The 25,152-nt window shown below is 65.3% G+C and carries 23 protein-coding genes; 11 read left to right on the top strand and 12 right to left on the bottom strand.

Annotated elements, in window-relative coordinates:
* Positions 1–59: 59 nt before the first annotated feature.
* From ASD87_RS22570 to ASD87_RS22585, 4 genes are read left to right on the top strand one after another with little or no spacing between them, the layout of a single operon-like run.
* Positions 60–1,334, top strand: a complete 1,275-nt coding sequence (locus tag ASD87_RS22570; protein WP_056326794.1) for a CaiB/BaiF CoA-transferase family protein — start codon at positions 60–62, stop codon at positions 1,332–1,334.
* Complete coding sequence (locus ASD87_RS22575; RefSeq protein ID WP_056326796.1) at positions 1,331–2,371, top strand: ABC transporter substrate-binding protein; 1,041 nt, start codon at positions 1,331–1,333, stop codon at positions 2,369–2,371. Before ASD87_RS22570 ends, ASD87_RS22575 begins: the two co-directional genes overlap by 4 nt.
* A complete protein-coding gene (locus ASD87_RS22580) occupies positions 2,364–3,173 on the top strand; it encodes an ABC transporter ATP-binding protein (protein ID WP_056326799.1) in 810 nt (269 codons plus the stop codon). The genes ASD87_RS22575 and ASD87_RS22580 overlap by 8 nt, the downstream gene beginning before the upstream one ends.
* Positions 3,174–3,176: 3 nt before the next feature.
* Positions 3,177–3,971, top strand: a complete 795-nt coding sequence (locus ASD87_RS22585) for an ABC transporter permease (RefSeq protein WP_056326801.1) — start codon at positions 3,177–3,179, stop codon at positions 3,969–3,971.
* Positions 3,972–3,996: 25 nt separating this feature from the next.
* On the opposite strand, the gene ASD87_RS22590 is transcribed toward ASD87_RS22585, so the two are convergent.
* The 4 genes from ASD87_RS22590 to ASD87_RS22605 are packed head-to-tail and all read right to left on the bottom strand — an operon-like array spanning position 3,997 to position 7,837.
* Positions 3,997–4,572, bottom strand: coding sequence for a biliverdin-producing heme oxygenase (locus ASD87_RS22590; protein WP_056326802.1), 576 nt, complete (start codon positions 4,570–4,572; stop codon positions 3,997–3,999).
* Between the two features lie 50 nt (positions 4,573–4,622).
* On the bottom strand, positions 4,623–5,255 hold the full coding sequence (locus tag ASD87_RS22595; protein WP_056326804.1) for a hypothetical protein: 633 nt from the start codon (positions 5,253–5,255) through the stop codon (positions 4,623–4,625).
* Between the two features lie 10 nt (positions 5,256–5,265).
* Positions 5,266–5,622: a response regulator gene (locus tag ASD87_RS22600; RefSeq protein WP_223576540.1), complete on the bottom strand. Its 357-nt coding sequence runs from the start codon at positions 5,620–5,622 to the stop codon at positions 5,266–5,268.
* A gap of 25 nt (positions 5,623–5,647) precedes the next feature.
* Positions 5,648–7,837, bottom strand: a complete 2,190-nt coding sequence (locus tag ASD87_RS22605; protein ID WP_056326808.1) for an ATP-binding protein — start codon at positions 7,835–7,837, stop codon at positions 5,648–5,650.
* Positions 7,838–7,934: 97 nt separating this feature from the next.
* Between ASD87_RS22605 and ASD87_RS22610 the strand changes: the two genes are divergently transcribed.
* Complete coding sequence (locus ASD87_RS22610) at positions 7,935–8,462, top strand: carboxymuconolactone decarboxylase family protein (protein WP_056326810.1); 528 nt, start codon at positions 7,935–7,937, stop codon at positions 8,460–8,462.
* 39 nt (positions 8,463–8,501) lie between these two features.
* On the opposite strand, the gene tal is transcribed toward ASD87_RS22610, so the two are convergent.
* Positions 8,502–9,455 carry a transaldolase gene (gene tal / locus ASD87_RS22615; protein ID WP_056326812.1) on the bottom strand — a complete coding sequence of 318 codons (954 nt, stop codon included), beginning with the start codon at positions 9,453–9,455 and terminating at the stop codon, positions 8,502–8,504.
* Between the two features lie 234 nt (positions 9,456–9,689).
* Between tal and carA the strand changes: the two genes are divergently transcribed.
* The 3 genes from carA (at position 9,690) to ASD87_RS22630 (ending at position 14,932) form a co-directional block, all read left to right on the top strand.
* Positions 9,690–10,844 (top strand): glutamine-hydrolyzing carbamoyl-phosphate synthase small subunit, encoded by a 1,155-nt coding sequence (carA, locus tag ASD87_RS22620; protein WP_056326815.1) that lies wholly within the window; start codon positions 9,690–9,692, stop codon positions 10,842–10,844.
* Positions 10,845–10,854: 10 nt separating this feature from the next.
* Positions 10,855–14,094, top strand: coding sequence for a carbamoyl-phosphate synthase large subunit (gene carB / locus ASD87_RS22625; RefSeq protein ID WP_056326817.1), 3,240 nt, complete (start codon positions 10,855–10,857; stop codon positions 14,092–14,094).
* Between the two features lie 73 nt (positions 14,095–14,167).
* Complete coding sequence (locus tag ASD87_RS22630; protein WP_056326819.1) at positions 14,168–14,932, top strand: SDR family oxidoreductase; 765 nt, start codon at positions 14,168–14,170, stop codon at positions 14,930–14,932.
* A 104-nt stretch (positions 14,933–15,036) separates the two neighbouring features.
* Here the strand turns inward: ASD87_RS22630 and ASD87_RS22635 are convergent, their stop codons facing one another.
* From ASD87_RS22635 to ASD87_RS22660, 6 genes are all read right to left on the bottom strand, one after another.
* Positions 15,037–15,681, bottom strand: a complete 645-nt coding sequence (locus ASD87_RS22635) for a histidine phosphatase family protein (protein ID WP_056326821.1) — start codon at positions 15,679–15,681, stop codon at positions 15,037–15,039.
* A 26-nt stretch (positions 15,682–15,707) separates the two neighbouring features.
* Positions 15,708–16,616 (bottom strand): LysR family transcriptional regulator, encoded by a 909-nt coding sequence (locus ASD87_RS22640; RefSeq protein WP_056326823.1) that lies wholly within the window; start codon positions 16,614–16,616, stop codon positions 15,708–15,710.
* A 15-nt stretch (positions 16,617–16,631) separates the two neighbouring features.
* On the bottom strand, positions 16,632–17,717 hold the full coding sequence (locus tag ASD87_RS22645; RefSeq protein ID WP_056326826.1) for an ABC transporter ATP-binding protein: 1,086 nt from the start codon (positions 17,715–17,717) through the stop codon (positions 16,632–16,634).
* Complete coding sequence (locus ASD87_RS22650; protein ID WP_056326828.1) at positions 17,714–19,426, bottom strand: iron ABC transporter permease; 1,713 nt, start codon at positions 19,424–19,426, stop codon at positions 17,714–17,716. Before ASD87_RS22650 ends, ASD87_RS22645 begins: the two co-directional genes overlap by 4 nt.
* An 89-nt stretch (positions 19,427–19,515) precedes the next feature.
* Positions 19,516–20,841, bottom strand: coding sequence for an ABC transporter substrate-binding protein (locus ASD87_RS22655; protein ID WP_056326830.1), 1,326 nt, complete (start codon positions 20,839–20,841; stop codon positions 19,516–19,518).
* Between the two features lie 116 nt (positions 20,842–20,957).
* Positions 20,958–21,380: a FlxA-like family protein gene (locus ASD87_RS22660; RefSeq protein ID WP_056326831.1), complete on the bottom strand. Its 423-nt coding sequence runs from the start codon at positions 21,378–21,380 to the stop codon at positions 20,958–20,960.
* Between the two features lie 145 nt (positions 21,381–21,525).
* Here ASD87_RS22660 and ASD87_RS22665 point away from each other — a divergent pair, with 145 nt between their 5' ends.
* Positions 21,526–22,836: a solute carrier family 23 protein gene (locus ASD87_RS22665; RefSeq protein WP_056326833.1), complete on the top strand. Its 1,311-nt coding sequence runs from the start codon at positions 21,526–21,528 to the stop codon at positions 22,834–22,836.
* A gap of 405 nt (positions 22,837–23,241) precedes the next feature.
* A complete protein-coding gene (gene greA / locus ASD87_RS22670) occupies positions 23,242–23,718 on the top strand; it encodes a transcription elongation factor GreA (RefSeq protein ID WP_008158056.1) in 477 nt (158 codons plus the stop codon).
* A 130-nt stretch (positions 23,719–23,848) separates the two neighbouring features.
* On the opposite strand, the gene ASD87_RS22675 is transcribed toward greA, so the two are convergent.
* Positions 23,849–24,451: a YhbY family RNA-binding protein gene (locus ASD87_RS22675; RefSeq protein ID WP_056326834.1), complete on the bottom strand. Its 603-nt coding sequence runs from the start codon at positions 24,449–24,451 to the stop codon at positions 23,849–23,851.
* 18 nt (positions 24,452–24,469) lie between these two features.
* Here ASD87_RS22675 and ASD87_RS22680 point away from each other — a divergent pair, with 18 nt between their 5' ends.
* Positions 24,470–25,102 (top strand): RlmE family RNA methyltransferase, encoded by a 633-nt coding sequence (locus ASD87_RS22680; RefSeq protein WP_056326836.1) that lies wholly within the window; start codon positions 24,470–24,472, stop codon positions 25,100–25,102.
* Positions 25,103–25,152: the final 50 nt, after the last annotated feature.

A 25,152-nucleotide genomic window follows, 5' to 3' on the forward strand; every position in this document is an offset into this window, starting at 1 on the left:
GTACCAGAACGCCCGCCGGCAACGCATCGGCAGGGCAACCAATGTGAGGAAGACAAACCATGTCAGCGCTGACCGGACTCAAAGTCCTGGAACTCGGCACGCTTATCGCCGGCCCGTTCGCCGCGCGCATCTTCGGCGAATTCGGCGCCGACGTCATCAAGGTGGAAACCCCGCACGGGCCTGACGGCACGGGCGGCGGCGATCCCATCCGCAGCTGGCGCCATCTGCACGAGGGCAATTCCTTGTGGTGGACGGTGCAGGCCCGCAACAAGCAATCCATCGCGCTCAACCTGAAAGACCCCCGCGCCCAGGAGATCGCCCGCAAGCTGGCGCTGGACGCCGATGTGGTGGTCGAAAACTACCGCCCCGGCGTCCTGGAAAAGTGGGGGCTGGGCTACGAACAGCTAAGAGCCATCAATCCCGCCCTCATCATGGTCCGCCTTTCCGGCTATGGGCAGACCGGCCCCATGAAGGATCAGCCCGGCTTTGGCGCCATCGGCGAATCGATGGGCGGCCTGCGCTACGTGTCCGGCCATCCCGACCGTCCGCCGCTGCGCGTGGGCATCTCCATCGGCGACTCCATCGCGGCACTGCATGGCGTGATCGGCGCGATGATGGCGCTGCGCCATCGCGACGCCACCGGCGGCCGCTGGAACGGCAAGACGGGCGATGAATGCCGGGCAGGGCAGGGCCAGATGGTTGACGTGGCCCTGTACGAAGCCGTGTTCAACATGATGGAAAGCCTGGTCCCCGAATACGACGTGGCCGGCGTGGTGCGCGAGCGTACGGGCGGCGCGCTGCCCGGCATCGTGCCGTCCAACACCTACACCACCCGCGACGGCCAGAACATCGTCATCGCCGGCAATGGCGACGCGATCTTTCATCGCCTGATGCGGGCCATCGGCCGCGACGATCTGGCCGAGGATCCGGACCTGGTGCGCAACGACGGCCGCGCGCGGCGTGTCCAGGAGATCGACGGCGCCATCCAGCAATGGTGCGACGGACGCGGCATCGAATCGGCACTTGAGACGCTCAAGCGCGCCGACGTGCCGGTCGGCAAGATCTACAGCGTGGCCGATATGTTCAGCGATCCGCAGTTCCTTGCGCGCCGCATGATCGAGCAGCATCGCCTCGCCGACGGCAGCCCCGTCAAGCTGCCAGGCGTGGTTCCAAAGCCTTCGGAAACGCCCGGCCAGACGCGCTGGGTAGGCCCGAAATTAGGGGAACATACCGAGGAAGTCCTGAAATCGCTGGGGTATGATTCAGCGGCTATCGACGAGCTGGCGAAGACCGGCGCTATCGGAAAACCCGACAACCAGGAGACAAACCAATGACAGTCACCCGCCGTGAACTGCTCAAGATGGCCGGCGCTGCCGGCGTCATGGGCATGGCCCCTGCCATCGTGCGCGCGCAGAAACTCGAAAAGACCAAGGTTCAGATCGCAGTCGGCGGCAAGCCGCTGATCTACTACCTCCCGCTGACGATTGCCGAGGTGCGCGGCTACTTCAAGGATGAAGGGCTGGACGTCAGCATCGCCGATTTTGCCGGCGGCTCCAAGGCCTTGCAGGCCGTGGTGGGCGGCAGCGCCGACGTGGTCTCGGGCGCCTTCGAGCACACGCTGTCCATGCATTCCAAGGGCCAGGCCTATCGCGCCTTCGTGCTGCAAGGCCGCGCGCCGATGATCGGCGTGGGCGTGTCCAAGAAGAACATCCCGGGCTACAAGGGCCCGGCCGACCTGAAGGGCAAGAAGATCGGCGTGACCGCGCCGGGTTCGTCCACCAACATGGTCGTCAGCTTCTTCCTGGCCAAGCATGGACTTAAGGCCTCGGACGTTTCCTTCATCGGCGTGGGCGCCGGCGCGGGCGCCGTGACCGCCGTTCGCAGCGGCCAGATCGACGCCATCTCCAACACGGACCCGGTGGTCTCGATGCTGGAAATGCCCGGCGAGATCCAGATCATCGTCGACACGCGCACGCTCAAGGACACGCAGGAGATTTTCGGCGGCAACATGCCGGCCGGCTGCCTGTATGCGCCGCAGGCGTTCATCGACGCCAACCCCAACACTGTCCAGGCGCTGACCAACGCCATCGTGCGCGCCGACAAGTGGATCCAGAAGGCCGGCCCCGACGAAATCGCCAAGGTCGTGCCGGAAACCTATCTGCTCGGCGATCCGGCCGTGTACAAGGCCGCGCTGGGCAAGAGCATGGAAGGCCTGTCGCCTGACGGCATGATTCCAGAAGATGGCGCGGCCACCGCGCTCAAGGCGCTGGCCGCCTATCAGACTGACTTCGACAGCGCGAAGGTCGATCCGTCGAAGGTATGGACCAACGATTTCGCGCGCCGCGCCAACGAGAAGTATGCCAATGGCTGAAGCTGCACTGTCGCTGGAAAACATAAGTTGCACTTTTGTCTCGCGTGACGACCGGTCGCAGCGCTACACCGCGGTCAGCGACACGACCCTGGCCATTGCGCCAGGTGAGTTCGTGTCCGTGGTGGGCCCGACCGGTTGCGGCAAGTCCACGCTGCTCAACGTCAGCGCCGGTTTGTTGGCGCCGTCGTCGGGGCAGGTGAAGGTATTCGGCCAGCCCCTTGCCGGCATCAACGAACGCGCCGGCTACATGTTCCAGGGCGAGGCGCTCTTGCCCTGGCGCAGCGCGCTGGACAACGTCATCGCCGGCCTGGAGTTCGCCGGCGTGGCCCGATCCGAAGCGCTGGATCGCGGACGCGAATGGATGCGCCGCGTCGGCCTGGGCGGCTTCGAGGGCCGCTACCCGCACCAGATGTCGGGCGGCATGCGCAAGCGCGCCATGCTGGCGCAGACGCTGATCCGCGACCCGGACATCATCCTCATGGATGAACCGTTCTCCGCGCTGGACATCCAGACGCGCCAGCTCATGGAGAACGAGGTCCTGGATCTGTGGATGGCCAAGCGCAAGGCGGTGCTATTCATCACCCATGACCTGGACGAAGCCATCGCGATGAGCGATCGCGTGATCGTGCTGTCGGCCGGTCCGGGCACCCATCCCATCGGAGAATTTGCCATCGATCTGCCGCGTCCTCGCGACGTGGCCGAAGTGCGCATCGACCCGCGTTTCGTCGAGCTGCACGCCGCCATCTGGGGTGTGCTGCGCGAGGAAGTGCTCAAGGGCTATGCCCAACAGAAGCGAGCCTGAACCATGCCCAAACTGAATAAATCCGGTTCCGGCAGCCTGCGCATCTGGCAATTGCTGCTTCTCGTCATCATCCTGGCCGTCTGGCATTTCGCGTCGCGCGATCCCAAGGTCGCCTTCTTCTTTGGCGAACCGCTGAAGGTCTGGGGGCGGATCTGGGCGTGGTTCGTCACCAATGCCGACATCTACACCCACTTGGCCGTCACGCTGACCGAGACCGTGCTGGCGTTTTTCATCGGCACGATCGCGGGTCTGGGCTTTGGTCTGTGGCTGGGACTGTCGCCTCGCGCCAGTGCCATCCTCGACCCGTACATCAAGGCGGCCAACTCGATGCCGCGCGTCATCCTGGCGCCCATCTTCGGCATGTGGTTCGGCCTGGGCATCTGGTCCAAGGTGGCGCTGGCCGTGACGCTGGTGTTCTTCATCGTGTTCTTCAACGTGTACCAGGGCGTGCGCGAAGTCAGCCCCACCTTGCTGGACAACGCCCGCATGCTGGGCGCGCGCAAGCGCCAGTTGCTGCGCCATGTGTATCTGCCGTCGGCCACAAGCTGGGTGTTCTCCAGCCTGCATACGTCGGTGGGGCTTGCTTTCGTGGGCGCGGTCGTGGGCGAATACCTCGGGTCGGCAAGCGGCGTGGGCTACCTGATCCTGCAGGCCGAGGGCACGTTCGACGTGAACACCGTGTTTGCCGGCATCATCGTGCTGACGGCCTTTGCACTGATCCTGGACACCATCGTCGGGGTCGGCGAAAAGCGCCTGATGAAGTGGCAGCCCAAGTCGGGCGAAACTGAAAAGCTATAGATGCCTTGCCGGTGCGCTGCCGGGCTCAGGCCCGCAGCGCACCCTGGCTGCGCAGCCAGCCGGTCAGGCTGTCGAACGCGTCACGGGCGCCTTGCAGCGCTTGCGCCTCGCGGTCCCGCGCGCCAGCCTCGCTGTCCAGATACAGCAAGAACGCCTTCCACAGCGGTCCCACTTCTTCTTCATAGCCGCGCAGGTACCGCTGGGGCAGGTCGGGCGCCGCCGCCTGCAGCCGCTTGGCCAGAAACCGGCCGCCCAACTGCGAACCTTCCACAACGTACGCGACGCCCAATGCGTAGGCGTCGGGCGCCGCCACCTGCGGGGGATGCGCGCAATGCACGATGGGCGCGGTATCGCCGGCCGCCTGCAGGTCTTCGTACAGCCAGGTGGTCTTGCCGGCGCGTTCCGGCGCACGCAGTTCCCGCGGCCAATCCAGTTGCCAGAGCCGCTCTTCCAACGGTTCCAGCCATCCCAGAAGCGCACGCAGGTAAGCCAGATAGTTGCCCCGGTCCACATCGCCGTCGGCAAGCGCCAGGCCATGATCCAGCGTTTCGTGACGGTCGCGGGTGCCTTCGCGCAGCACCTGGTGGACGGGAGAAATCATGGCGTTCTTGTAGTGAAGGGTCTTGACGAGACGAGTCTCGATGGAATCGGTTAAGCGGGCAGATGCAGCGACCAGCAGCGGTCCTGGCGTTCCAGCCGCCAGCCCGCCGCCGTTGCAAGCAGCTCGACTTCCTGGGCGTCGAACGCTGGCGGCCGTTCGGAGGCCGCTTCGCCCTCGGGGACGCGGGCGCGCCAGACGCCGGGTTCGGAGGCATCCAGTTCAAGGTGGGTGTCGGCCGGCACCAGCGGCAACAGGCACAACAACCACGCCAGCACCAGGTAACGGGTGCTGAACAGCGGCACGTCGGCGTGGGCGACTTGCTCCGGCCAGCGAATGCCGTGGTGCGACAACAGCAGGTGCGAAAACATCAGCTTGCGGCAGTCCTGCAGCAAGTCGCCGCACGCCACGTTGGCGCCGCCGTCGCTCAGCCATCCTTCCAGGTCGCGCACCACGTTCACGCTTTCGTCGAGCATGTCGGAAAGGTCGCCGGCGAGGCGTTCGCAGCGTTGCTGCACGGCTTCGTCGCTGGCGCCTTCAGGGGCCTGGCGCAGCATGGCGGCCGCAAGAGAGGCGCTGGACAGCGGGCCCAGGACTTCGTGGCGCAGCACCGGAAAGATCTGGCTGAGCACCTTGAGCTGCACGCCCTTCACGGCCAGTCGGCCAAGGGTGTCGGATTGCATCATGAAAGAACCGTCAGGTGGCCTCGTGCAGAATGGCCAGGAGCGCGTCGGGGTCCGCCGGCTTTTCGATCCATCCGGTGAAGATGCCATTGATGGCATCGCGTCGTTCGTGCCGCGCCAGGCCGCTCAGCGCGTAGATGCGCGGCGGATTGGCGCGTTCGCGCAGGCGCTTGGCGAGCTCGTAGCCGTCCATGTCGGGCAGCAGGATATCCAGCAGCACGGCATCCGGCGCAAACGTGCCGACCAGCTCCAGGGCTTCGGCGCCGGTGGCGGCGCACCGCGTCTCCAGGTTTGAAAGCGCCAGGAACTCGGCCAGCAGTTCCGATCCCATTTCGTTGTCGTCCACCAGCAGGACGCGCATGGCGCGCACTTCGTTCAAGTTATGTCTCCCAGGTTCAAGAGGGGGTTGATTCCGGCAAGGCGCGGGGCAACGAGACCGTGAAGATGACGAGCCCGTCGCGGCATTGGACCGAGATGTCGCCACCGTGATCGCGCACGACCTGCTCGGCGATGTACAGGCCAAGGCCGAGGCCGGTGCGGTTGCGCGACTGGCCCACGGACTCCGGCTTGAAGGGCGAGAACAGATGCGCAAGCACGTCATCGGCGATCGGTGCGCCATGGTTGATGACGCTAAGCGTGACGCCGTCGCCGGAAGCCGCCGCGTTCACCACAATGGGCTGACGCGGCGCGCCGTGCTGGCGCGCGTTGCTCATCAGGTTGGTCACCACCTGCGCGATGCGGTCGGTATCGGCCATGAGCGTCAGGCCGTCCGGCACATCGGTTTCAATGCGCAGGCCAGGGTAGGCCTGGCGCTTTTCCTCGATGAGGCCGTTGACCAATGCCGACAGGTCGCACAGCCGCTTTTCAATGCCCAATCCCAGCCCGCCCTGCAGGCGCGACAGGTCCAGCACCTGCGAAATCAGGCGCTGCATCCGGCCGCTGGAATAGCGGATGCGCTCGCCCATGCGCGCCCCGGTATCGGTGCGCGACAAGAGCGTTGCAGCCATGGAGATCGATTGCAGCGGGTCGCGCAGATCGTGGCCCAGCATGGCCAGTAGCGCGGTGCGGGCGCGGTCGACGTCCGCGGCGCGGCTGGTCGAAATGTGCGAGAGCTCGTCGCGCAGATTGTCCACGGCTTCCAGTTCGGAGGGCAGCCAGGGCAGACAGACCCCGCGCACGACTTCGCGCCACGCCTCGAACGAACCGCGCGGAGTCAGGCGCGGGCCGAGGCTGCCGACGGCGTACTGCTTTTCCGGCTTGCCGCCCCATACAAGGGTCTCGATCTGTTCCTTGCGCAGCCAGATCAGCCAGCCATTGTTCATGGGGTCGAACTTGCAGGCAAGCAGCCCCGCGTACGGGACGATTTCGGTCTGCAAATCAGGGAAATCGCGCGCGATGTTGGTGGTGTGCACCACGCGCTGCCCGCTCTGGTCCAGCGCGTTCAGAATGCCCGCCAGTTCGCCGCGCGGCGCAATGCCGCCAAACACGGTGACACTGTTGCTCCAGAGGCAAAGCGCGGCGTCGTTCGGGACCAGCGAGGCGGGCGTTTCGCCGCCCTGCGACAGCGCCTGATGCACGTTTTCAGAGGCCGACACGCGCTCGACCAGCTTGCTGACCAGCGCGGCGTTCTGGCGGGATTGTTCAGCCCGCTCGTTCGCTTCGATGCCAGACACGGTGGCGGCAACGACCTGCGCCATGGCTTCGCACGCCAGGCGGGCAGGGTATGGCAAGGCCCGCGGCGTGTGGTGGTGGCACGCGATCATGCCCCACAGGCGGCCGCCGATCACCAGCGACAGGCTCATCGACGCCCGCACGCCCATGTTCGCCATGTATTCCAGATGGATGGGCGACACGCTGCGCAAGACCGAAAAGCTCATGTCCAGCGCACGCGGCTCCGGCGACGGGCCGCTCAGCACGCGCACGGGCTGGTAGGTCGCGTCGGCGATCAGGCGCAGGGTGTTTACCGTATAGAGCCGGCGCGCCTGCGCCGGGATGTCGCCGGCGGGGTAGCGGCGGCCCACCCAGTCGTCCAGGTCGGCGCGGCGCTGTTCGGCCACGATCTCGCCGCTGTCGTCGGGATGGAAGCGATACGCCATCACCCGGTCAAAGCCCGTGGCGCGCTGCACTTCGCGCACCATGCTGTCCAGAAGCGAGGGAATGTCGCGCTGCCGGCGCACGCGCTCGATGCTGCGGTAGATGCGCTCGGGCGCGGCAATGCCGACGCCGTCGGCGCGGCGCTCGAGTTCGACGATGGTCAGACCGTCGGCATTGCGATGGCCAATGACGTCATACGTGGCGCGATCCAGCGTGATGGTCAGCGGATCAAAAATGGGGTCATGGTTGCCGATCCACGTGGACAGGCAGTACGCCAGGCCGGGCGGCAGCGCCTCGGGCGGGCAGGGCTGGTCCAGCGTCAGACACGTGTCGAGCAACTGGGCGGCATTTTCGCTGGCGTAGCGCAGCGTGCCGTCCATGTCGAACGCGAGCAGCGCCCCCAGCGGCTGGATGGCGCCCGGAATATGTATCGGTTCGCTATCGCAATTGGCGAGAGTGAGTTGAGGGTAGGATTCTGTGGGCGCATTCATGCGAGTGAGTTACCGTGGACGCGCGGATGTAGTGCCATTATGTCAAAGATATTGTGAGAATGTGTGCATTTGCTGCCCCCTACCTTCCGGAGTTCGCATGGCCCGTTTGCCCTACGCTGATTTGACTCATCCCGAAGCACGGCCCCTGGTGGAACGCATCGTCGCGCAGCGAGGCAGTGTGCTGCATCTGTATCAGATGCTGCTGCACAGTCCTGCCGTGGCCGACGGCTGGCTGAACTACCTGACGTCGATCCGGCAGCTCAGCACGTTGCCGGGCGATCTGCGCGAGCTCGTCATCATGCGGGTGGCGGCCATCAACGGTGCGCCCTACGAGGCCGACCAGCATGCGCCGATCGCATTGAAGGAAGGCGTGTCCCAGGCGCAGCTCGATGCGCTGGATGCGTGGGAAACCTCGGGTCTGTTCAGCGAACGCGAACGGGCGGTGCTGGCCTACACGGACGCCATGACGCGTCACGTGCAGGTTCCCGAAGCGGTGTTCGACGCCGTCCGGGCGGCCATGGGGTCGGAAAAACTGGTGGTCGAGCTGACGGCGACAATCGCCGCGTACAACATGGTATCGCGGTTCCTGGAAGCGCTGCAGGTGCACTCCCACGATCACCGGTAGGAAAGGGGCGCGCGGACGGGCGCCGCGCGCCACGCTGGCTCAGCCTCGCTGCGCGTCGATCAGAGCGTCCAGCTTGATGGCATCGGCCACAAACAGGCGGATCCCCTCGGACAGTTTTTCGCTGGCCATCGCGTCTTCATTGAGCTGGGTGCGGAACGTGACTTCATCCGCGCCGATGCGTTCGAGGCCGTCGCGCGCGTCGCCGGCGCGAAGCTGCGCCGGGGCGTCGCCTTCGGTGGAGGCCAGCTTGTTCAGCAGGTCCGGGCTGATCGTCAGCAGGTCGCAGCCGGACAAGGCAAGGATCTGCCCCACGTTGCGAAAGCTCGCGCCCATGATCTCCGTGGGAATCCCGAAGTGCTTGTAGTAACGGTAGATATTGGTGACGGATTGAACGCCTGGATCGCGCGCGCCGGTATTGTCCTCTTCGACCCACGACGCCCCGGCCGATTTCTTGTGCCAGTCGTAGATGCGGCCCACGAACGGGGAGATGAGCTGCACGTGCGCATCGGCGCAGGCGACGGCCTGCGGCAGCGAGAACAGCAGGGTCAGGTTGCAGCGGATGCCTTCGGACTGCAGGACGCGGGCGGCCTGGATGCCTTCCCAGGTGGAGGCAATCTTGATCAGCACACGCTCGCGCGGGATGCCGGCGGCCTCGTACAGGGCGATCAGGCCGCGCGCGCGCTCGATGGTGGCACGGGTGTCGAACGACAGGCGGGCGTCCACTTCGGTGGAGACGCGGCCCGGCACGATGTCCAGAATCGCGCGGCCGAAGGCGACCAGCAGGCGATCCATGAGCTCGGCAGTTGAGGCGCCGCGGTGTTCGCGCGCGGTCTTTTCCAGCAGCGGGCGGTAGGCGTCCTGCTGCACGGCCTTCAGAATCAGGGACGGGTTGGTGGTCGCGTCGGTGGGACGCAACGCCTTCATGGCTTCGAAATCGCCGGTATCGGCGACAACGGTGGTGTGATCACGCAGGGCGTCAAGTTGGCTGGGCATGGACTTATACGACTCGCAGCAGGCTAGGGTTGAAGGTGCTGCTAGCGTATCACCGACGCCGCCACGCCGCTGTCCGCCGCAAGGCCGAGGGCGGTCATGGAATGCCGCGCAACGGCGCGGCAAAACAGCCAAAAACACCGGTTTCGGCCTTATTTGGCGCGGTTCTCCGGGAAAAACGGCCGGTCAAGGTATAATCCGAAGGTTTGATTATCGATTCTAAAACCGGGGTTTACTGTGCTGCCGCAACTCTTTCCCGAGGGGATCAACCGCTTCCCTCCTGCAATTCTGGCTCTGGCGGACGGTACCATTTTTCGAGGCGTGTCGATCGGTGCGCCTGGCCATACCGTCGCCGAAGTGGTGTTCAACACCGCGATGACCGGGTACCAGGAAATTCTCACCGATCCCAGCTATAGCGGCCAGATCGTCACGCTGACCTATCCGCACATCGGCAACACCGGCGTCAACGCCGAAGACGTGGAATCCAATCGCGTCTATGCCGCCGGCCTGGTGGTACGCGACTGCCCCGCGCGCGTGTCGAACTTCCGTTCCACGCAATCCTTGCCTGACTACCTGAACGAGCAGGGCATCGTTGCCATTTCCGGCATCGACACCCGCAAGCTCACGCGCATCCTGCGCGAAAAGGGCGCCCAGGGCGCGTGCATCCTCGTGGGTTCCGACGCCGAGCGCGCCGTTGAACTCGCCCGCGGCTTTCCCGGCATGGCCGGCCAGGATCTGGCCAAGGTCGTGTCCATCAAGGAAAGCACCGGCTGGACGCAAGGCACCTGGCAGCTCGAAGGCGGATACACGTCGCCCGACCAGTCCAAGTTCCACGTGGTCGCCTATGACTACGGCGTGAAGAGCAACATCCTGCGCCTGCTGGCCGACCGCGGCTGCCGCATCACGCTGGTGCCGGCCCAGACCAGCGCCGAAGACGTCTTCAAGCTCAATCCCGACGGCGTGTTCCTGTCCAACGGCCCCGGCGACCCCGAGCCCTGCGACTACGCCATCGACGCCACCCGCGCCTTCCTGGACAAGAAGCTGCCCGTGTTCGGCATCTGCCTTGGCCACCAGATCATGGGCCTGGCGGTGGGCGGCAACACCGTCAAGATGAAGACGGGCCATCACGGCGCCAACCACCCCGTGCAGGACCTGGCGTCCAAGCGCGTGTTCATCACCAGCCAGAACCACGGTTTCGGCGTCGACGCGGCCAGCCTGCCCGCCAACGCGCGCGTGACGCACGTGTCGCTGTTCGACGGCACGCTGCAAGGCTTCGAGCTCACCGACCGCCCGGCCTTCTGCTTCCAGGGTCACCCCGAAGCCAGCCCGGGTCCGCACGACATCCTCGAGCTGTTCGACAAGTTCATCAGCCTGATGTCCGGCCAAAAGTAAAGATTGCATCATGCCCAAGCGTACAGACCTAAAAAGCATTCTCATCATCGGCGCCGGCCCCATCATCATCGGGCAGGCCTGCGAATTCGACTACTCCGGCGCGCAAGCTTGCAAGGCGCTCAAGGCCGAGGGCTACCGCACCATCCTGGTGAACAGCAACCCGGCCACGATCATGACGGACCCGGAAACGGCCGACGTCACCTACATCGAGCCCATCACCTGGCAAGCCGTCGAAAAGATCATCGAGCGTGAAAAGCCCGATGCGCTCCTGCCCACGATGGGCGGCCAGACCGCGCTGAACTGCGCGCTGGACCTGGCCCACCACGGCGTGCTCAAGAAGCACAACGTCGAGCTCATCGGCGCCAACGAACACGCCATCGAAAAGGCCGAGGACCGCCAGAAGTTCAAGCAGGCCATGACCGACATCGGCCTGGAATCGGCCAAGTCGGGCGTGGCCCACAGCATGGACGAAGCCTGGGAAGTGCAGCGCCGCATCGCGGCCGAAGTCGGCACCTCCGGCTTTCCCGCCGTCATTCGCCCCAGCTTCACGATGGGCGGCTCGGGCGGCGGTATCGCCTACAACGCCGAAGAATTCGAAACCATCTGCCGCCGCGGCCTGGAAGCCTCGCCCACCAGCGAACTCCTGATCGAAGAATCGCTGCTCGGCTGGAAGGAATTCGAGATGGAAGTGGTCCGCGACAAGGCGGACAACTGCATCATCGTCTGCTCCATCGAAAACCTGGATCCGATGGGCGTCCACACGGGCGACTCCATCACCGTCGCGCCGGCCCAGACGCTGACCGACAAGGAATACCAGATCATGCGTAACGCATCGATCGCGGTGTTGCGCGAGATCGGCGTGGATACGGGCGGCTCGAACGTGCAGTTCGCCGTCAATCCCAAGAACGGCCGCATGATCGTCATCGAGATGAACCCGCGCGTTTCGCGTTCGTCGGCGCTGGCCTCCAAGGCCACGGGTTTCCCCATCGCCAAGGTCGCCGCGCGCCTGGCCGTCGGCTACACGCTCGACGAGCTGCGCAACGAAATCACCGGCGGCGCAACGCCGGCTTCGTTCGAACCGACGATCGACTACGTGGTCACCAAGGTGCCGCGTTTCGCCTTCGAAAAATTCCCCACCGCCGACGCGCGCCTGACCACCCAGATGAAGTCCGTGGGTGAAGTCATGGCCATCGGCCGCACCTTCCAGGAATCGTTCCAGAAGGCGCTGCGTGGCCTGGAAGTGGGCGTCGACGGCCTGAACCAGAAGACCACCGACCGCGAAAAGCTGCAGGTCGAACTGGGCGAGCCCGGTCCGGAACGCATCTGGTACGTGGGCGACGCCTTCGCGCAAGGCTTCACGCTGGACGAAGTGCACAACATCACGCACATCGACCCGTGGTTCCTTTCGCAGATCAAGGAAATCGTCGACATCGAGCTGGCGCTCGAGCAAAAGACGCTGGCCGACCTGGACTACGCCACGCTGTTCGAACTGAAGCGCCGCGGTTTCTCGGACCGCCGCCTCGCGTTCCTGCTGGACTCCTCGGAATCCGAAGTGCGCAAGCTGCGCCACCAGCTCAACGTGCGCCCGGTCTACAAGCGCGTCGACACCTGCGCCGCCGAATTCGCCACCCGCACCGCCTACATGTACTCCACGTACGAGGAAGAGTGCGAATCCGCCCCCACCGATCGCAAGAAGATCGTGGTGCTGGGCGGCGGCCCGAACCGGATCGGCCAGGGCATCGAGTTCGACTACTGCTGCGTGCATGCCGCGCTGGCGCTGCGCGATGACGGGTACGAGACCATCATGGTCAACTGCAACCCGGAAACCGTGTCCACCGACTACGACACCTCCGACCGTCTGTACTTCGAGCCGCTGACGCTGGAAGACGTGTTGGAAATCGTTCACAAGGAAAACCCGGTCGGCATGATCGTCCAGTACGGCGGCCAGACCCCGCTGAAGCTGGCGCGCGCCCTGGAAGCCAACGGCGTGCCCATCATCGGCACCAGCCCCGAATCCATCGACGTCGCCGAAGACCGCGAGCGCTTCCAGAAGCTGCTCAACAAGCTTGGCCTGCGTCAGCCGCCCAACCGCACCGCGCGCACCGAAGGCGAGGCCCTGGCCCACGCCGCCGAAATCGGTTATCCGCTCGTCGTGCGTCCCAGCTACGTGCTGGGCGGCCGCGCGATGGAAATCGTGCACGAGCAGCAGGACCTCGAGCGCTACATGCGCGAAGCCGTGAAGGTCAGCAATGACTCGCCCGTGCTGCTGGACCGCTTCCTGAACAACGCCACCGAAGTCGACGTGGACTGCCTGGCCGACGGCGAAACCGTCTTCATCGGCGGCGTCATGGAACACATCGAGCAGGCCGGCGTGCACTCGGGCGACTCGGCGTGCAGCCTGCCGCCGTACTCGCTGTCGGCGGAAGTCATCGCCGAAATCAAGCGCCAGACCACGATGATGGCCAAGGCCCTGAACGTCAGCGGCCTGATGAACGTGCAGTTCGCCATCCAGGGCGGCGACGTCTACGTGCTGGAAGTGAACCCGCGCGCCTCGCGCACGGTGCCTTACGTCTCCAAGGCCACGGGCCTGCAGCTTGCCAAGATCGCCGCGCGCGCCATGGCCGGCCAGACCCTCGCCGCGCAAGGCATCACGAAGGAAGTCGTGCCGCCTTACTTCTCGGTCAAGGAAGCCGTCTTCCCGTTCGTGAAGTTCCCTGGCGTGGACACCATCCTTGGACCGGAAATGAAGTCGACCGGCGAAGTGATGGGCGTGGGCATGAGCTTCGGCGAAGCCTTCGTGAAGTCGCAGCTGGCTGCCAGCGTGCGCCTGCCGGAATCCGGCACGGTGTTCATCAGCGTGAAGAACCAGGACAAGCCCCGCGCCGTCGAAGTGGCGCGCGGTCTGCACACCCTGGGCTTCAAGCTGGTCGCCACGCGCGGCACGGCCGCCGAGATCGAAGCCGCCGGCATTCCGGTGCAAGTGGTGAACAAGGTAAACGAAGGCCGTCCGCACATCGTCGACATGGTCAAGAACGGCGAAATCTCGCTGGTCATCAACACCGTCGAAGAACGCCGCAACGCCATCGCCGACTCGCGCACCATCCGCACCCAGGCGCTGGCCGCCCGCGTGACCTTCTTCACGACCATCGCCGGCGCCCGCGCCGCGGTCGAAGGCATGCAGTATCTGCGCCAGGGCCTCGGCCTGCAGGTGTACCCGCTGCAAGAGCTTCACGCTTCCCTGCACGGCTAAGCCGGTAGTCAACGTTAGGGCACGCGAGAGCGTGCCCTAATTCTTTGCAACGCCAACACAGCGACGGGCACACATGGTCAACGTCTTCATTACCGGCGCCAGCAGCGGACTGGGCCGCGCGCTGGCGCAGCAATACGCCGCATCGGGCGCCACGCTGGGCCTGCTGGGCCGGCGCGAGGACGCGCTGCAGGAACTGGCCGGCAGTCTGCCTGGCGTCCACCGCTGCTATGCCGTCGACGTGCGCGACCGCCAGGCGTTGCATGCCGCGGCGCAGGACTTCATCGCGTTCTGCCAGGGCAGGGTGGACGTCGTCATCGCCAGCGCGGGCATCAGCGCCGGCACGCTGACTGACCATGGCGAGGATTTCGACGTGTTCAAGGCCATCGTCGACACCAACCTGCTGGCCACGGTCTCCACCTTCGAGCCCTTCATCGGACCAATGCGCGCGGCGGGGGCGGGGCGGCTGGTCGGCATCGCTAGCGTGGCCGGTGTGCGCGGCCTGCCCGGGGCGGGCGCCTACAGCGCGTCCAAGTCGGCGGTGGTGACGTATTGCGAGAGCCTGCGACTTGAACTGGCCGCCCAGGGCATTGGCGTGGTGACGATCGCGCCCGGCTACATCAAAACCGCCATGACGGCGCACAACCCGTACTCGATGCCCTTCCTGATGGAAGCCGACGCCTTCGCATCGCGCGCCCGCGCGGCAATCGACAAGGGCACGAGCTACACGGTGATTCCGTGGCAGATGGGTGTGGTGGCCAAGCTGATGCGCCTGCTGCCCAACGCCGTGTACGACAGGCTCGCCCGCAACGCTCCGCGCAAGCCGCGCAAGACGGCCTGAGTCTGGCTGCGTTGTCCTCCGGTGTCTGACACCCGGCGGAAACGACCTTCAACTGCCGCACCTGTTTCAGGGGTGTCGGACACCCACGGACTCCCGGGTCCGATTCAAGGCACCACGTCGTCGCCCACCTCGGCGGCCACGTGGCTGACATCGCCCCAGTCCAACACTTCCCATTTGCGGCCATCAACGCCGACGCGGTTGATGCTGACATTGAGCAGCGCGGCATCGCGCGGCGCGTTCAGCGGCACGCCCGAGGCATGGCGCCAGATGATGTCCAGCACGCCGCCGTGGGTGAACAGCAGGATGCGCTCGCCTTCATGGCGGCTGGCGATATCGTCGACCGTGCTGATGACGCGCGACTGGAACTGGCCCAGTGTTTCGCCGCCGTCCAGCGGGCGCAGCGGATCGCGGCTCTTCCAGGCGGCCGCGGCCTCGGGCGCCAGCACGTCGATGCGCTCATGGTCCAGGCCTTCCAGCACACCGAAACCCCGTTCGCGGATGCCGGGCTCCACGCGCACGCGCAGGCCTAGCTGCTCGGAGACCGGCACGGCGGTCGCGTGCGCGCGCTGCAGATCGCTGCTGTAGATCGCATGGATGGGCGTGTGCTTGGCCTCGTCGTGCAGGCGCGAGGCCAGCAGGCTGGCCTGGTTGACGCCAAATTCGTTCAGGGGGATGTCTTGCCAGCCTTGCAGGCGCCGCTGGCGATTCCAGTCGGTTTCGCCGTGGCGGATGAACCAGATTTCAGTCATTGCAGTCTTGTTGCGGGAATTGAGCCTTAAGCCTGGGCGGGCGCGATGGGCGCGCGCGGTTTCCAGATGGCTTGAATGATCGAGCTTAACGCGACCAGCGCGGGCTCGCTAGCGCGTTCGTAAGGCAGCATGAAGCCCAGCACGGCGTCCACGCGCGCCTGGCCCCACACGATGAAGTCGTTGGACGCCGCGCCCGCCAGCGCGGTTTCCTCGCGCAGCAGCGCGCAGCCCGCACCCGCCCGCACCAGCGCGTCCATGTTGGCCTGGTCGTCGTTCTGCATCACGATGCGCGGCGACAGGCCGTGCCGTTCGAACATATCGCGCAGCAGCAGATGCGTGTGACTGCCGGACTGCCCGTCCAGCCACGGCAGTTGCGCCACTTCGCGCCAGCCGCCGCGTTTGAGCACCGCCGCGTGCTCGCCGGGCATGGCGATGCGGTATCGCACGCTGCGCAGCGGTTGCCACAGCACGCCGCGCGGCGCGTTGGCCGCGATGGTCAGCGCGGCAGGCAGACGGCCCGTGCTCACCTGTTCGGCCAGCGCCGCCGCGGGCTGCGTCTGTGTCTTTAACTCAACCAGCGGCAAGCGCTGCGTGACGGCCGACGCCAGCTCGCCCAGGCGCAGGAAATCGGGCTTTTCGCTGGGTACGCCCAGCTCGACGATACCGTGCAGATTGCCCTGCAACTGCTGCGCCTCGGACTTGAACTGCGCGCCCAGCACCAGCAGCGATTCCGCCGTCGGCAGCAATACTTCGCCCGCCTTGGCCAGGGCCAGGCGGCCGCCGCTGCGATCGAACAGCGCCACGCCCAGGCTCTGCTCCAGCGCCTTGATCTGTGCCGTCACAGCGGGCTGCGTCAGCGACAGCGCCTCGGCCGCCTTCGTCAGGTTGCCCAGCCGGGCGACCGTGACGAAGGCGCGGATCTGGTAGATTTCCATGGCCGCGAGTGTAGGTCAGGCCGCCAGCAACCGCACCTGTGTCGGCTCCAGCCCCACGGACACCGGCGCGCCCGCCGAAAACGGCGACAGCCCGGCCAGATGCGCCTGGTCCGCGGTCAGGCGCTGTTCGCCGACCTGCACCTGATAGCGCGTGAATTCGCCCAGGAATTCGCTGCTTTCCACAATGCCGGGCAGCCAGACGTAGCGCGCATCGCCCAGGCCGTCCGCCATCTCGATCTGCACCGTGTGGGGCCGGAAACTTGCCGCCAGCCGCGTGGCCGCGGGCGCGTCGCCCGCCAGCGGCAGATGCAGGTCGCCCACGCCGTCCACCGCCAGCGTCACGCTGCTGCTGGTGCGCTCGCGCACATTGCCTTCCAGCACATTCATCGTGCCCACGAAGTTCGCCACGAAGCGGTTCACCGGATAGTCAAACAGCGTGCTGGGCGCACCGATCTGCTGCACCACGCCGTGGTCCAGCACCGCCATGCGGTCGGCGGTCGTCATCGCTTCTTCCTGGTCGTGCGTGACGAAGATCGTCGTGATCCCCAGGCGGCGCTGCAGGCTCAGGAGGTCCTGGCGCATCTGCACGCGCAGCTTCTTGTCCAGGTTGGACAGGGGTTCATCCAGCAGCAGCACCTGCGGTTCGATCACGATGGTGCGCGCCAGCGCCACCCGCTGCTGCTGGCCGCCGGACAACTGGTTTGGACGCCGCTTGGCATATTGGGACAGGCCGACCAGATCGAGCGCTGCTTCGACCTTGGTGCGGATCTCGGCGCGCGGCAGCTTGCGCTCGACCAGCCCGAACGCCACGTTGTCCCACACCGTCATGTGCGGCCACAGCGCGTAGTTCTGGAACACCATGCCGATGTTGCGGTGCCAGGGCGGGGTGCCGCTGATGTCCTTGCCGTCCACCAGCAACTGGCCGGCGCTATGCCGGTTGAACCCCGCGATCAGCCGCAGCAACGTGGACTTGCCGGACCCCGACGGCCCGAGCAGCGCGAAGAACTCGCCCGGCTCGATGCTGATGCTGACGTCCTTGAGCACTTCGGTGTTGCCGTAGGAAAGCTGAATGTTGCGGCATTCGACGCTGACTTTCTTCATGCGGATTCCCCTTCATTGCGCGCCGGCTGCTGGCGTTTGGACGCGCGGTCCACCAGCAGGTGCGAGATGTATGTGCCGATGCCCACGGCGACCACCGCCAGGACGCCCAGCGCGGCGCCCGGGCCCCGGCCCGCCGCGCTTTGCATGTAGAGATAGATGCCATAGCTCATGGGCGCCTGGCTGTCCTTGGTCACCAGCATGATGGTGGCCGACAGTTCCACGGCCGCGGTGACGAAGCTGGTCACAAAGCCCGCCAGCATGCCGCCCGCCATCAGCGGCACCACCACGCGGCGGATTGTGCTCATGCGCGTGGCGCCCAGGGACTGCGCGGCTTCTTCCAGCGACACGTGGATCTGCTGCAACGCCGCCACGCACGAGCGCAGCGCATACGGCAACCGCCGCACGGAATACGCCAGCATGATGATGATCCACGACGAGGTCAGCAGCGTGCCCGTGCCCGGCAATTCGATGCCGCGGAAGGTGCGCAAAAAGCCGATCGCCAGCACGATGCCCGGAATCGCCAGCGCCGCGGAAGCAAGAAAATCCAGCCATTGGCGCGCAGGCAGCCGGGTGCGCAGCATCAGGTACGCGATCGCGGTGCCCAGGATCACGTCGATGCCGGCAGCCAGCCCGCAGTACAGCAACGTGTTGGCGATCATGCCCTGCGATTCCGAGAACACGGCAGAGTAGTGCGCCAGCGTGTACCCGTCCGGCAGCGGCGCGTAGCTCCAGACACTGGCCAGCGACAGCAGCAACACGCCGATGTGCGGCGACAGCACCAGCAGCAGCACCAGCACGATCCAGCCATACGCCAGCACGCTTTCCACCGGTCCCAGCTTGCGCTTCTGGATCGAATTGCCGCCCTTCTGCAGCGTGGAGTAGTCGCGCCCCTTGAGCACCCGCGCCGACAGCCACAGCGCCAGGATCGAGAAGCCCACCATGATGACGCTGATCACGTAGCCCAGCGGGTCTTCCAAACCGACCTGCGTGATGCGCAAATAAGCCTGCGGCGCCAGCATGTTGGTGGTGCCCAGCACAAGCGGCGTGCCCAGGTCGTCGAACACCTTCACGAACACCAGCGACGCGCCGGCCACGTAGCCGGGCAGGGCAAGCGGAAAGATCACGCGGCGAAACAGCCGGAAGCCGCGCGAGCCCAGGTTGAAGGCCGCTTCCTCCATGGCCCCGTCGATGTTGCGCAGCGCCACGACCAGGTTCATCAGGATGAAGGGGAAATAATGGATGGCCTCCACGAAGATCACGCCGTTCAGCCCTTCCATGAACGGAATCGTGAAGCCGAACCAGTCGTTCAGCAGCAGGTTCACGCTGCCCGAGCGGCCGAAGATCAGCTGCATGGCCACCGCGCCCACGAAGGGCGGCATGATGAGCGGCAGCACGCCCAGGGTCTGGATCAGCAGGGCGCCCCGGAAATCGAAGCGCACCGTGAAGTACGCCAGCGGCACCGCGATCAGCGAGGCCAGCAGGGCCGACCAGCCCGCCACGTACAGGCTGTTGAAGAACGCCTCCCGCATCAACGGCTGGTTGAAGAAGGCGCCGAAGTGCCCGGTCGTGAAGCTGCCGTCGGCGTTGACGAAGGCGCTGTGAAAGACCGTGCCCACCGGCACGATCAGGAACAGCAGCAGAAAGCCCAACACCAGCAGCGCCGCCAGGACGGGGCCGGGGGGCAGGCGCAAATGGCCCGAATGATTCATCGAGATTCCCGAAAATCGTTGCCAGAAGACAAGCGCTGCCCGCGGCGGGCAGGTCAGGCCCGCTCGCCGCGTTCAGTGCGTCCTGCGTATCAGAGCGCGGCGGCTTGCCGCGCCAGCTTGACGGCTTCTTCGTAGTTGGCGCGCGCGCGGCCGTTCCACTCGCCTTCGAGCTGCGTGATCTGCTGATTGACGGCCGCGTCCTTCTTGTTGCCCGCGAAGATCGCCAGGAACGCAGGATCGGCCGCCTTCTTGCTGTCCACCAACGGCGCCCAGGCCAGCTTGCGCGCCTGGTCCAGCAGTTCCGCCGCCTTGCCGCTCTTGGCCTTGTCGCCCAGCTTGGCTTCGGCGTCGTAGATGGCCTTGGTGGCCGCTTGCAGCTCTTTCAGCCGGAACGTCACGGTCTGGTCGTACAAAGATTGCACGACGTAGTAGCGCGTCTGCGACAGGTCCGCATCGAAATGCACCTTGCTGCGCTTGGCGATTTCCGCCGGATCGGGATAGCCCGGCGGAATCTTTCCGGCCAGCGCGGGGTAGGGCAGCACCGGCAACCGCGAGATCTTCGGCTCCAGCAGCAGCTCCTGGCCTGCCTGGCTCAGCGTGAAGGCGATGAACTTCTTGCCTTCCTCGGTGTTCTTTGCGCCCTCGATCAGCGCGATGTTGGCCGGGACGATGGCCGTCTCTGAGGGATAGACGAACTCGACCGGGAACTTGGAATACTTGCTCGACAGTCCGAAGAAGTCGATGACCGGGCCTGCGCCGAACTGGCCGTTGTTCACGCCGTCCGGCACGCCGAACGAGCGCTCGGTCACGGCGCTGCTGTTGCCCGACATGCGAAGCAGCGTGCTCCAGCCGTCATCCCAGCCTTCGCCCTGCAGGATGGTCTCCACCGTCAGGTGCATCGTGCCCGAGCGCGACGGCGAGGTGATGCCCACGTGGCCGAACCACTTGGGCGACAGCAGATCCTTCCATTCCACGGGAGCCGGGATCTTGTGCGCCGCGATGTACCGGGTGTTGTAGATGATGCCGTAGCCCGCCAGCGCCTGGCCCAGATACATGCCGCCCGGATCGTTGATGGGGTAGCTGCCGATCTTGTCGGGGACGTCCTTGTTGGCGATGTCGGCCGACTTGGCCAGCAGCTTGTCGCGCCCCAGCACCTCGAACGCATCGGGCGCACTCGCCCAGAAGACCTCAGGGCGTTGGCCTGCCGGCGTCTCGCGGACGAAGGCGATGCCCGACACGGTGTTCTTGTTCAGGATTTCCAGGGTGATGCCTGGGTTCGCTTTTTCGAACGCGGTCTTGTAGGCCTGGGTCAGGTCCTTGGGGAACGACGTGATCACCGTAACGGTGCCGGCGAGCGCCGGCGCCGCGCAAACGGCCAGCAACGCCCCGGCCAGGGCTGTGCGCATAGCGTGCATGGTTTGTCTCCGTGGTTTTAGATTTGTCTGGAGACAGTACCGGCACGCCCGAGGAGCGTCCAATCAGAAATTTTGATGCGCGCCATCAGCGACGGTGCCACATCGCTTGCCCCGAATCAGGCCTGGGCCGACACGCCGGCCTGTTTGGCAGCCTGCGCCTGTTTTGCCAGGAGGTGGGAAATCTGGCCTTGGATCTGCACCGCCTGGGCATTGAGCGCCATGATCTGCTGCGCCTTCATTTCGGCCGACATGCCGCTCGCCTTTACTTTGGCGATCTGATCCATGATGCGCTTGAGCTGCTTTTGCAACTCCTTGATCTGGCGGGTGTATTCGTCGTCGTTGTCGGTTTCTTCGGTGGCCTGCGCGTTGCCGACCTTGGTGGCGCCTGGATTGTTGACGCGGATCTTGCCTTCCGCAGTCACCGACACCGCATCCTGTCCCGAAGCGTTCTTCGCTTCCTTGTTGGCCTGGATCTTCTCGGCCCAAAGATCTGCAAGGCTGCTGATCCGGGAGGTGCCGCTGATGCTGTTGATCGCCATGACTGTTCCTTCACCTGGGATTTCGGGGTTTCCACTAATACGGCAATCGGCCGGCAAAACTTAAACGTTGCCCCCGCTTGATGGCCCCCTTTACACTGGCGCCCGCTCGCAGTTTGAAACCCTCTCGTACCACCCCGGGGAATCCATGTCCAACTCCTACTTTCCGCGCTGGCGCCTGGCGGACGACGCCGAGCCCGGCGTCATCATCGCGCCCGACGAACGGCTGTCCTGGCCCAAGAACGTCGCCATGGGCGCACAGCACGTCGTCGCGATGTTCGGCTCGACCGTCCTGGCGCCGTTGCTCATGGGGTTCGATCCCAACGTCGCCATCCTGATGTCGGGCATCGGCACGCTGATCTTCTTTCTGTTCGTGGGCGGCCGGGTGCCCAGCTACCTGGGTTCCAGCTTCGCGTTCATCGGCGGCGTCATCGCGGTGACCGGCTATGCCGGCGGCGGGGCCAACGCCAACATCGGCGTCGCGCTGGGCGCCATCATTGCCTGCGGTCTGGCTTACACGCTGATCGGCGTCATCGTCTGGATCGTCAACGCCCGGGCAGGCGGCGGGGCCAACTGGATCGATACGCTTATGCCCCCCGTCGTCACGGGCGCGGTGGTGGCGGTGATCGGCTTGAATCTCGCGCCCATCGCCGCCAAGGGCGCGATGGGGGCGTCGGGCTTCGATAGCGCCATGGCCATCGTCACGATCGTCTGCGTCGGCGGCATCGCCGTCTATACCCGCGGCATGGTGCAGCGCCTGCTCATCCTGGTCGGCCTGATCCTTGCCTGCGTGGTGTACGCGGTGCTGGCCAACGGCCTGGGCCTGGGCAAGCCCATCGATTTCTCCGCGGTGTCCGCCGCCGCGTGGTTCGGCCTGCCGCAGTTCTCGGCGCCTGTCTTCAAGGCCGAGGCCATGGGCCTGATCGTTCCGGTCGCCATCATCCTGGTGGCCGAAAACCTCGGGCACGTGAAGGCCGTCAGCGCCATGACGGGGCGCGACCTGGACCGCTACCTGGGCCGGGCCTTTGTCGGCGACGGCGTGGCCACGATGGTGTCGGGCGCCGTTGGCGGCACGGGCGTCACCACCTACGCCGAGAACATCGGCGTCATGGCGGTCACGCGCATCTATTCCACGCTGGTGTTCGTGATTGCTGCGGTGATTGCGATCGTCCTGGGCTTCTCGCCCAAGTTCGGCGCACTGATCCAGACGATCCCGGGCCCCGTGCTGGGCGGGATGTCGGTGGTCGTCTTTGGCCTGATCGCCATTGCCGGCGCCCGCATCTGGGTCGTCAATCAAGTGGATTTCACCGACAACCGCAATCTCATCGTGGCCGCTGTCACGCTGGTGTTGGGCGCGGGCGACTTCACCATCAAGCTGGGCGACTTCACGCTGGGCGGCATCGGTACCGCCACCTTCGGCGCCATCATCCTGTATGCGCTGTTGCGCCGCACGAAGTAAACGCTGCGGGCCGGGGCGCCCTGGCGCCCCGTTTCAAGCCGCACAGGCAATCTTTCAGGTGTTTTTCAGCGATAGCGGATCCCGGAAAACCCGCACTCCGCATCCCGGTTTGCCGCTACGGTCGGCATCGCCAGCGTTTTTGGCGCGAAATCGCCGTTTTTAGCGGGTTACAGCGGCGAAATGCGCCGAAAAGGCCGTTTTCTCCGGCGGCTTGCATTTCCCAGCAAGTTTGACCACAATATGAACTTGATTGCCCCGGTTCCGACCCGAGCCGGGGTTTTGTTTTGGTCGCCCGCGCCGCTCGCCAGGTTTTTTCAAGCATCAGATGGCAAGCGCGCCGGTCCAGCGGCCTTCACCGAGAACGCTCCTTCGGGGCGTTTTTCTACTTTTTGTTTGGGAAACGACATGTCTGCCATTCCTTTGACCGTGCGCGGGGCCGAGCGCTTGCAAGAAGAGCTCCAACGGCTGAAAACCGTCGAACGTCCTGCTGTGATCAACGCGATCGCCGAGGCTCGCGCGCAGGGTGATCTGTCGGAAAATGCCGAGTACGATGCCGCTCGCGAGCGCCAGGGTTTCATCGAGGGCCGGATTGCCGAGCTTGAAGGCACGCTTTCCAATGCCCACATCATCGATCCGTCCTCGCTCGAGGCCGAAGGCCGCGCCGTGTTTGGCGCCACCGTCGACATCGAAGACCTGGATTCGGGCGATCGCGTCACCTATCAGATCGTCGGCGACGTCGAAGCTGATATCAAGTCCAACCTGATTTCCGTGTCCAGCCCCGTGGCTCGCGCGCTGATCGGCAAGAGCGAAGGCGACGTGGTCGAGGTCATGGCCCCGGCTGGCGTTCGCGAGTATGAAGTCCTGGGTGTGCGTTACATCTGACGCAAACCCGTCAAGCAGTAAAAATGTCAAACCACCCTGGCCCTGACGCAACGTTCGTCTGAATTCCGCGGTACATTGCGGATCGCTATGGTGGACCGGGCGCGTAAAGCGCCCGTTTTTGTGCCTGGACTTACCGTTTTGCAGTCTTGCGGCTGGTGCCGCTGCGGGCTCCGGCGCGCAGGCTCAGCGCGCTGCCGGCGCGGCGCGGAATGCCGTGGCCGCTGGTGGTGGCGCGTTTGTTGGACGGCCGCATGGGCTTGCCCTTCTTGTTGAGTTCGTCCTGGGGGACGTAACGCTTCTTGGCGGGCGCGGGCTCTTCGGACTCGCTGCGGCGCGGGCGCTTGGCAAGGGTCCGGCCTTCGGCGGCCAGCTTCTTGGGCGTGTACGGCTCCGAGGCGCGGCGCTTGGCGGGGGCTTCGGGCTCCTGGGCGGCCAGCGCGGCGGGCTTGATATTGCCGGGCAGCGGGCGGAACAGGATCAGGGTCTTGCCCAGGTGATGCACGGGCGCGCACGATAGCGTGTCGCAGATCGTGGCAAGCATGGCGTCACGGGCCTCGCGGTCGTCGCCGCCGGCGCGAACCTTGATGAGGCCATGCGACGTCAGCGCCCGGTCGATTTCCTTCAGCACGGCGTCGGTCAGGCCGTTGTCGCCAATCAGGACGACAGGGCGCAGAGGGTGAGCGGCGGACCGCAGGTCGCTGCGCTCACGAGAGGTAAGTTCTAATATAGGCATGCGTGGAATTGTACGGTAATGGCCAAGAATAAATTCTCTAAAGACTGGATTCACCAGCACATCAACGATCCCTATGTGAAGCTGGCGCAACAGAAGGGCTATCGCGCCCGCGCCGCCTTCAAGCTGATCGAGATTCTCGACACCGAAAAGCTGCTGCGCCGCGGCGACCTGGTCGTCGACCTGGGCTCCGCGCCCGGCAGCTGGTCACAGGTGGCGCGCGAACGGCTCGCGGGGCCGGGCGGCGTCGTGGACGGCCGCATTATCGCGCTGGACATCCTGCCCATGGAACCCGTGGCAGGCGTGGAATTCATCCAGGGCGACTTCCGCGAAGATGAAGTCTTGAAACAATTGGAAGACATGGTCGGAACCCGTGCGGTGGACCTTGTTATTTCCGACATGGCCCCCAACTTGTCCGGGGTGGGTATTGCCGATGCCGCGCGCATCCAGCATGTGTGCGAATTGGCGATGGAATTTTCCTGCGCCCACCTCAAGCCCAACGGGGCGCTGATCGTCAAGGCATTCCACGGCACTGGCTTTTCGCAGATCGTCGAATCCTTCAAAAAGCGCTTTCGCCGGGTGGTTGAACGCAAACCGAAGGCGTCACGGGACAAGTCCTCTGAAACCTTTCTGGTGGCGCGCGATCTGAAGTAACCCTTCCGTATCCATCCGGGGCAAGGTGCCCTGGCCAAGAAAACCCCGGC

The organism is Achromobacter sp. Root170 (genome assembly GCF_001428165.1).
Taxonomy (GTDB): Bacteria; Pseudomonadota; Gammaproteobacteria; order Burkholderiales; family Burkholderiaceae_B; genus Achromobacter; species Achromobacter mucicolens.

Excerpts from the sequence above, each read along its gene's own strand:
- ASD87_RS22570 (WP_056326794.1), top strand. The coding sequence starts at position 60 with ATGTCAGCGCTGACCGGACTCAAAGTCCTGGAACTCGGCACGCTTATC.
- ASD87_RS22575 (WP_056326796.1), top strand. The coding sequence starts at position 1,331 with ATGACAGTCACCCGCCGTGAACTGCTCAAGATGGCCGGCGCTGCCGGC.
- ASD87_RS22580 (WP_056326799.1), top strand. The coding sequence starts at position 2,364 with ATGGCTGAAGCTGCACTGTCGCTGGAAAACATAAGTTGCACTTTTGTC.
- ASD87_RS22585 (WP_056326801.1), top strand. The coding sequence starts at position 3,177 with ATGCCCAAACTGAATAAATCCGGTTCCGGCAGCCTGCGCATCTGGCAA.
- ASD87_RS22590 (WP_056326802.1), bottom strand. The coding sequence starts at position 4,572 with ATGATTTCTCCCGTCCACCAGGTGCTGCGCGAAGGCACCCGCGACCGT.
- ASD87_RS22595 (WP_056326804.1), bottom strand. The coding sequence starts at position 5,255 with ATGATGCAATCCGACACCCTTGGCCGACTGGCCGTGAAGGGCGTGCAG.
- ASD87_RS22605 (WP_056326808.1), bottom strand. The coding sequence starts at position 7,837 with ATGAATGCGCCCACAGAATCCTACCCTCAACTCACTCTCGCCAATTGC.
- ASD87_RS22610 (WP_056326810.1), top strand. The coding sequence starts at position 7,935 with ATGGCCCGTTTGCCCTACGCTGATTTGACTCATCCCGAAGCACGGCCC.
- tal (WP_056326812.1), bottom strand. The coding sequence starts at position 9,455 with ATGCCCAGCCAACTTGACGCCCTGCGTGATCACACCACCGTTGTCGCC.
- carB (WP_056326817.1), top strand. The coding sequence starts at position 10,855 with ATGCCCAAGCGTACAGACCTAAAAAGCATTCTCATCATCGGCGCCGGC.
- ASD87_RS22630 (WP_056326819.1), top strand. The coding sequence starts at position 14,168 with ATGGTCAACGTCTTCATTACCGGCGCCAGCAGCGGACTGGGCCGCGCG.
- ASD87_RS22635 (WP_056326821.1), bottom strand. The coding sequence starts at position 15,681 with ATGACTGAAATCTGGTTCATCCGCCACGGCGAAACCGACTGGAATCGC.
- ASD87_RS22640 (WP_056326823.1), bottom strand. The coding sequence starts at position 16,616 with ATGGAAATCTACCAGATCCGCGCCTTCGTCACGGTCGCCCGGCTGGGC.
- ASD87_RS22645 (WP_056326826.1), bottom strand. The coding sequence starts at position 17,717 with ATGAAGAAAGTCAGCGTCGAATGCCGCAACATTCAGCTTTCCTACGGC.
- ASD87_RS22650 (WP_056326828.1), bottom strand. The coding sequence starts at position 19,426 with ATGAATCATTCGGGCCATTTGCGCCTGCCCCCCGGCCCCGTCCTGGCG.
- ASD87_RS22655 (WP_056326830.1), bottom strand. The coding sequence starts at position 20,841 with ATGCACGCTATGCGCACAGCCCTGGCCGGGGCGTTGCTGGCCGTTTGC.
- ASD87_RS22660 (WP_056326831.1), bottom strand. The coding sequence starts at position 21,380 with ATGGCGATCAACAGCATCAGCGGCACCTCCCGGATCAGCAGCCTTGCA.
- ASD87_RS22665 (WP_056326833.1), top strand. The coding sequence starts at position 21,526 with ATGTCCAACTCCTACTTTCCGCGCTGGCGCCTGGCGGACGACGCCGAG.
- greA (WP_008158056.1), top strand. The coding sequence starts at position 23,242 with ATGTCTGCCATTCCTTTGACCGTGCGCGGGGCCGAGCGCTTGCAAGAA.
- ASD87_RS22675 (WP_056326834.1), bottom strand. The coding sequence starts at position 24,451 with ATGCCTATATTAGAACTTACCTCTCGTGAGCGCAGCGACCTGCGGTCC.
- ASD87_RS22680 (WP_056326836.1), top strand. The coding sequence starts at position 24,470 with ATGGCCAAGAATAAATTCTCTAAAGACTGGATTCACCAGCACATCAAC.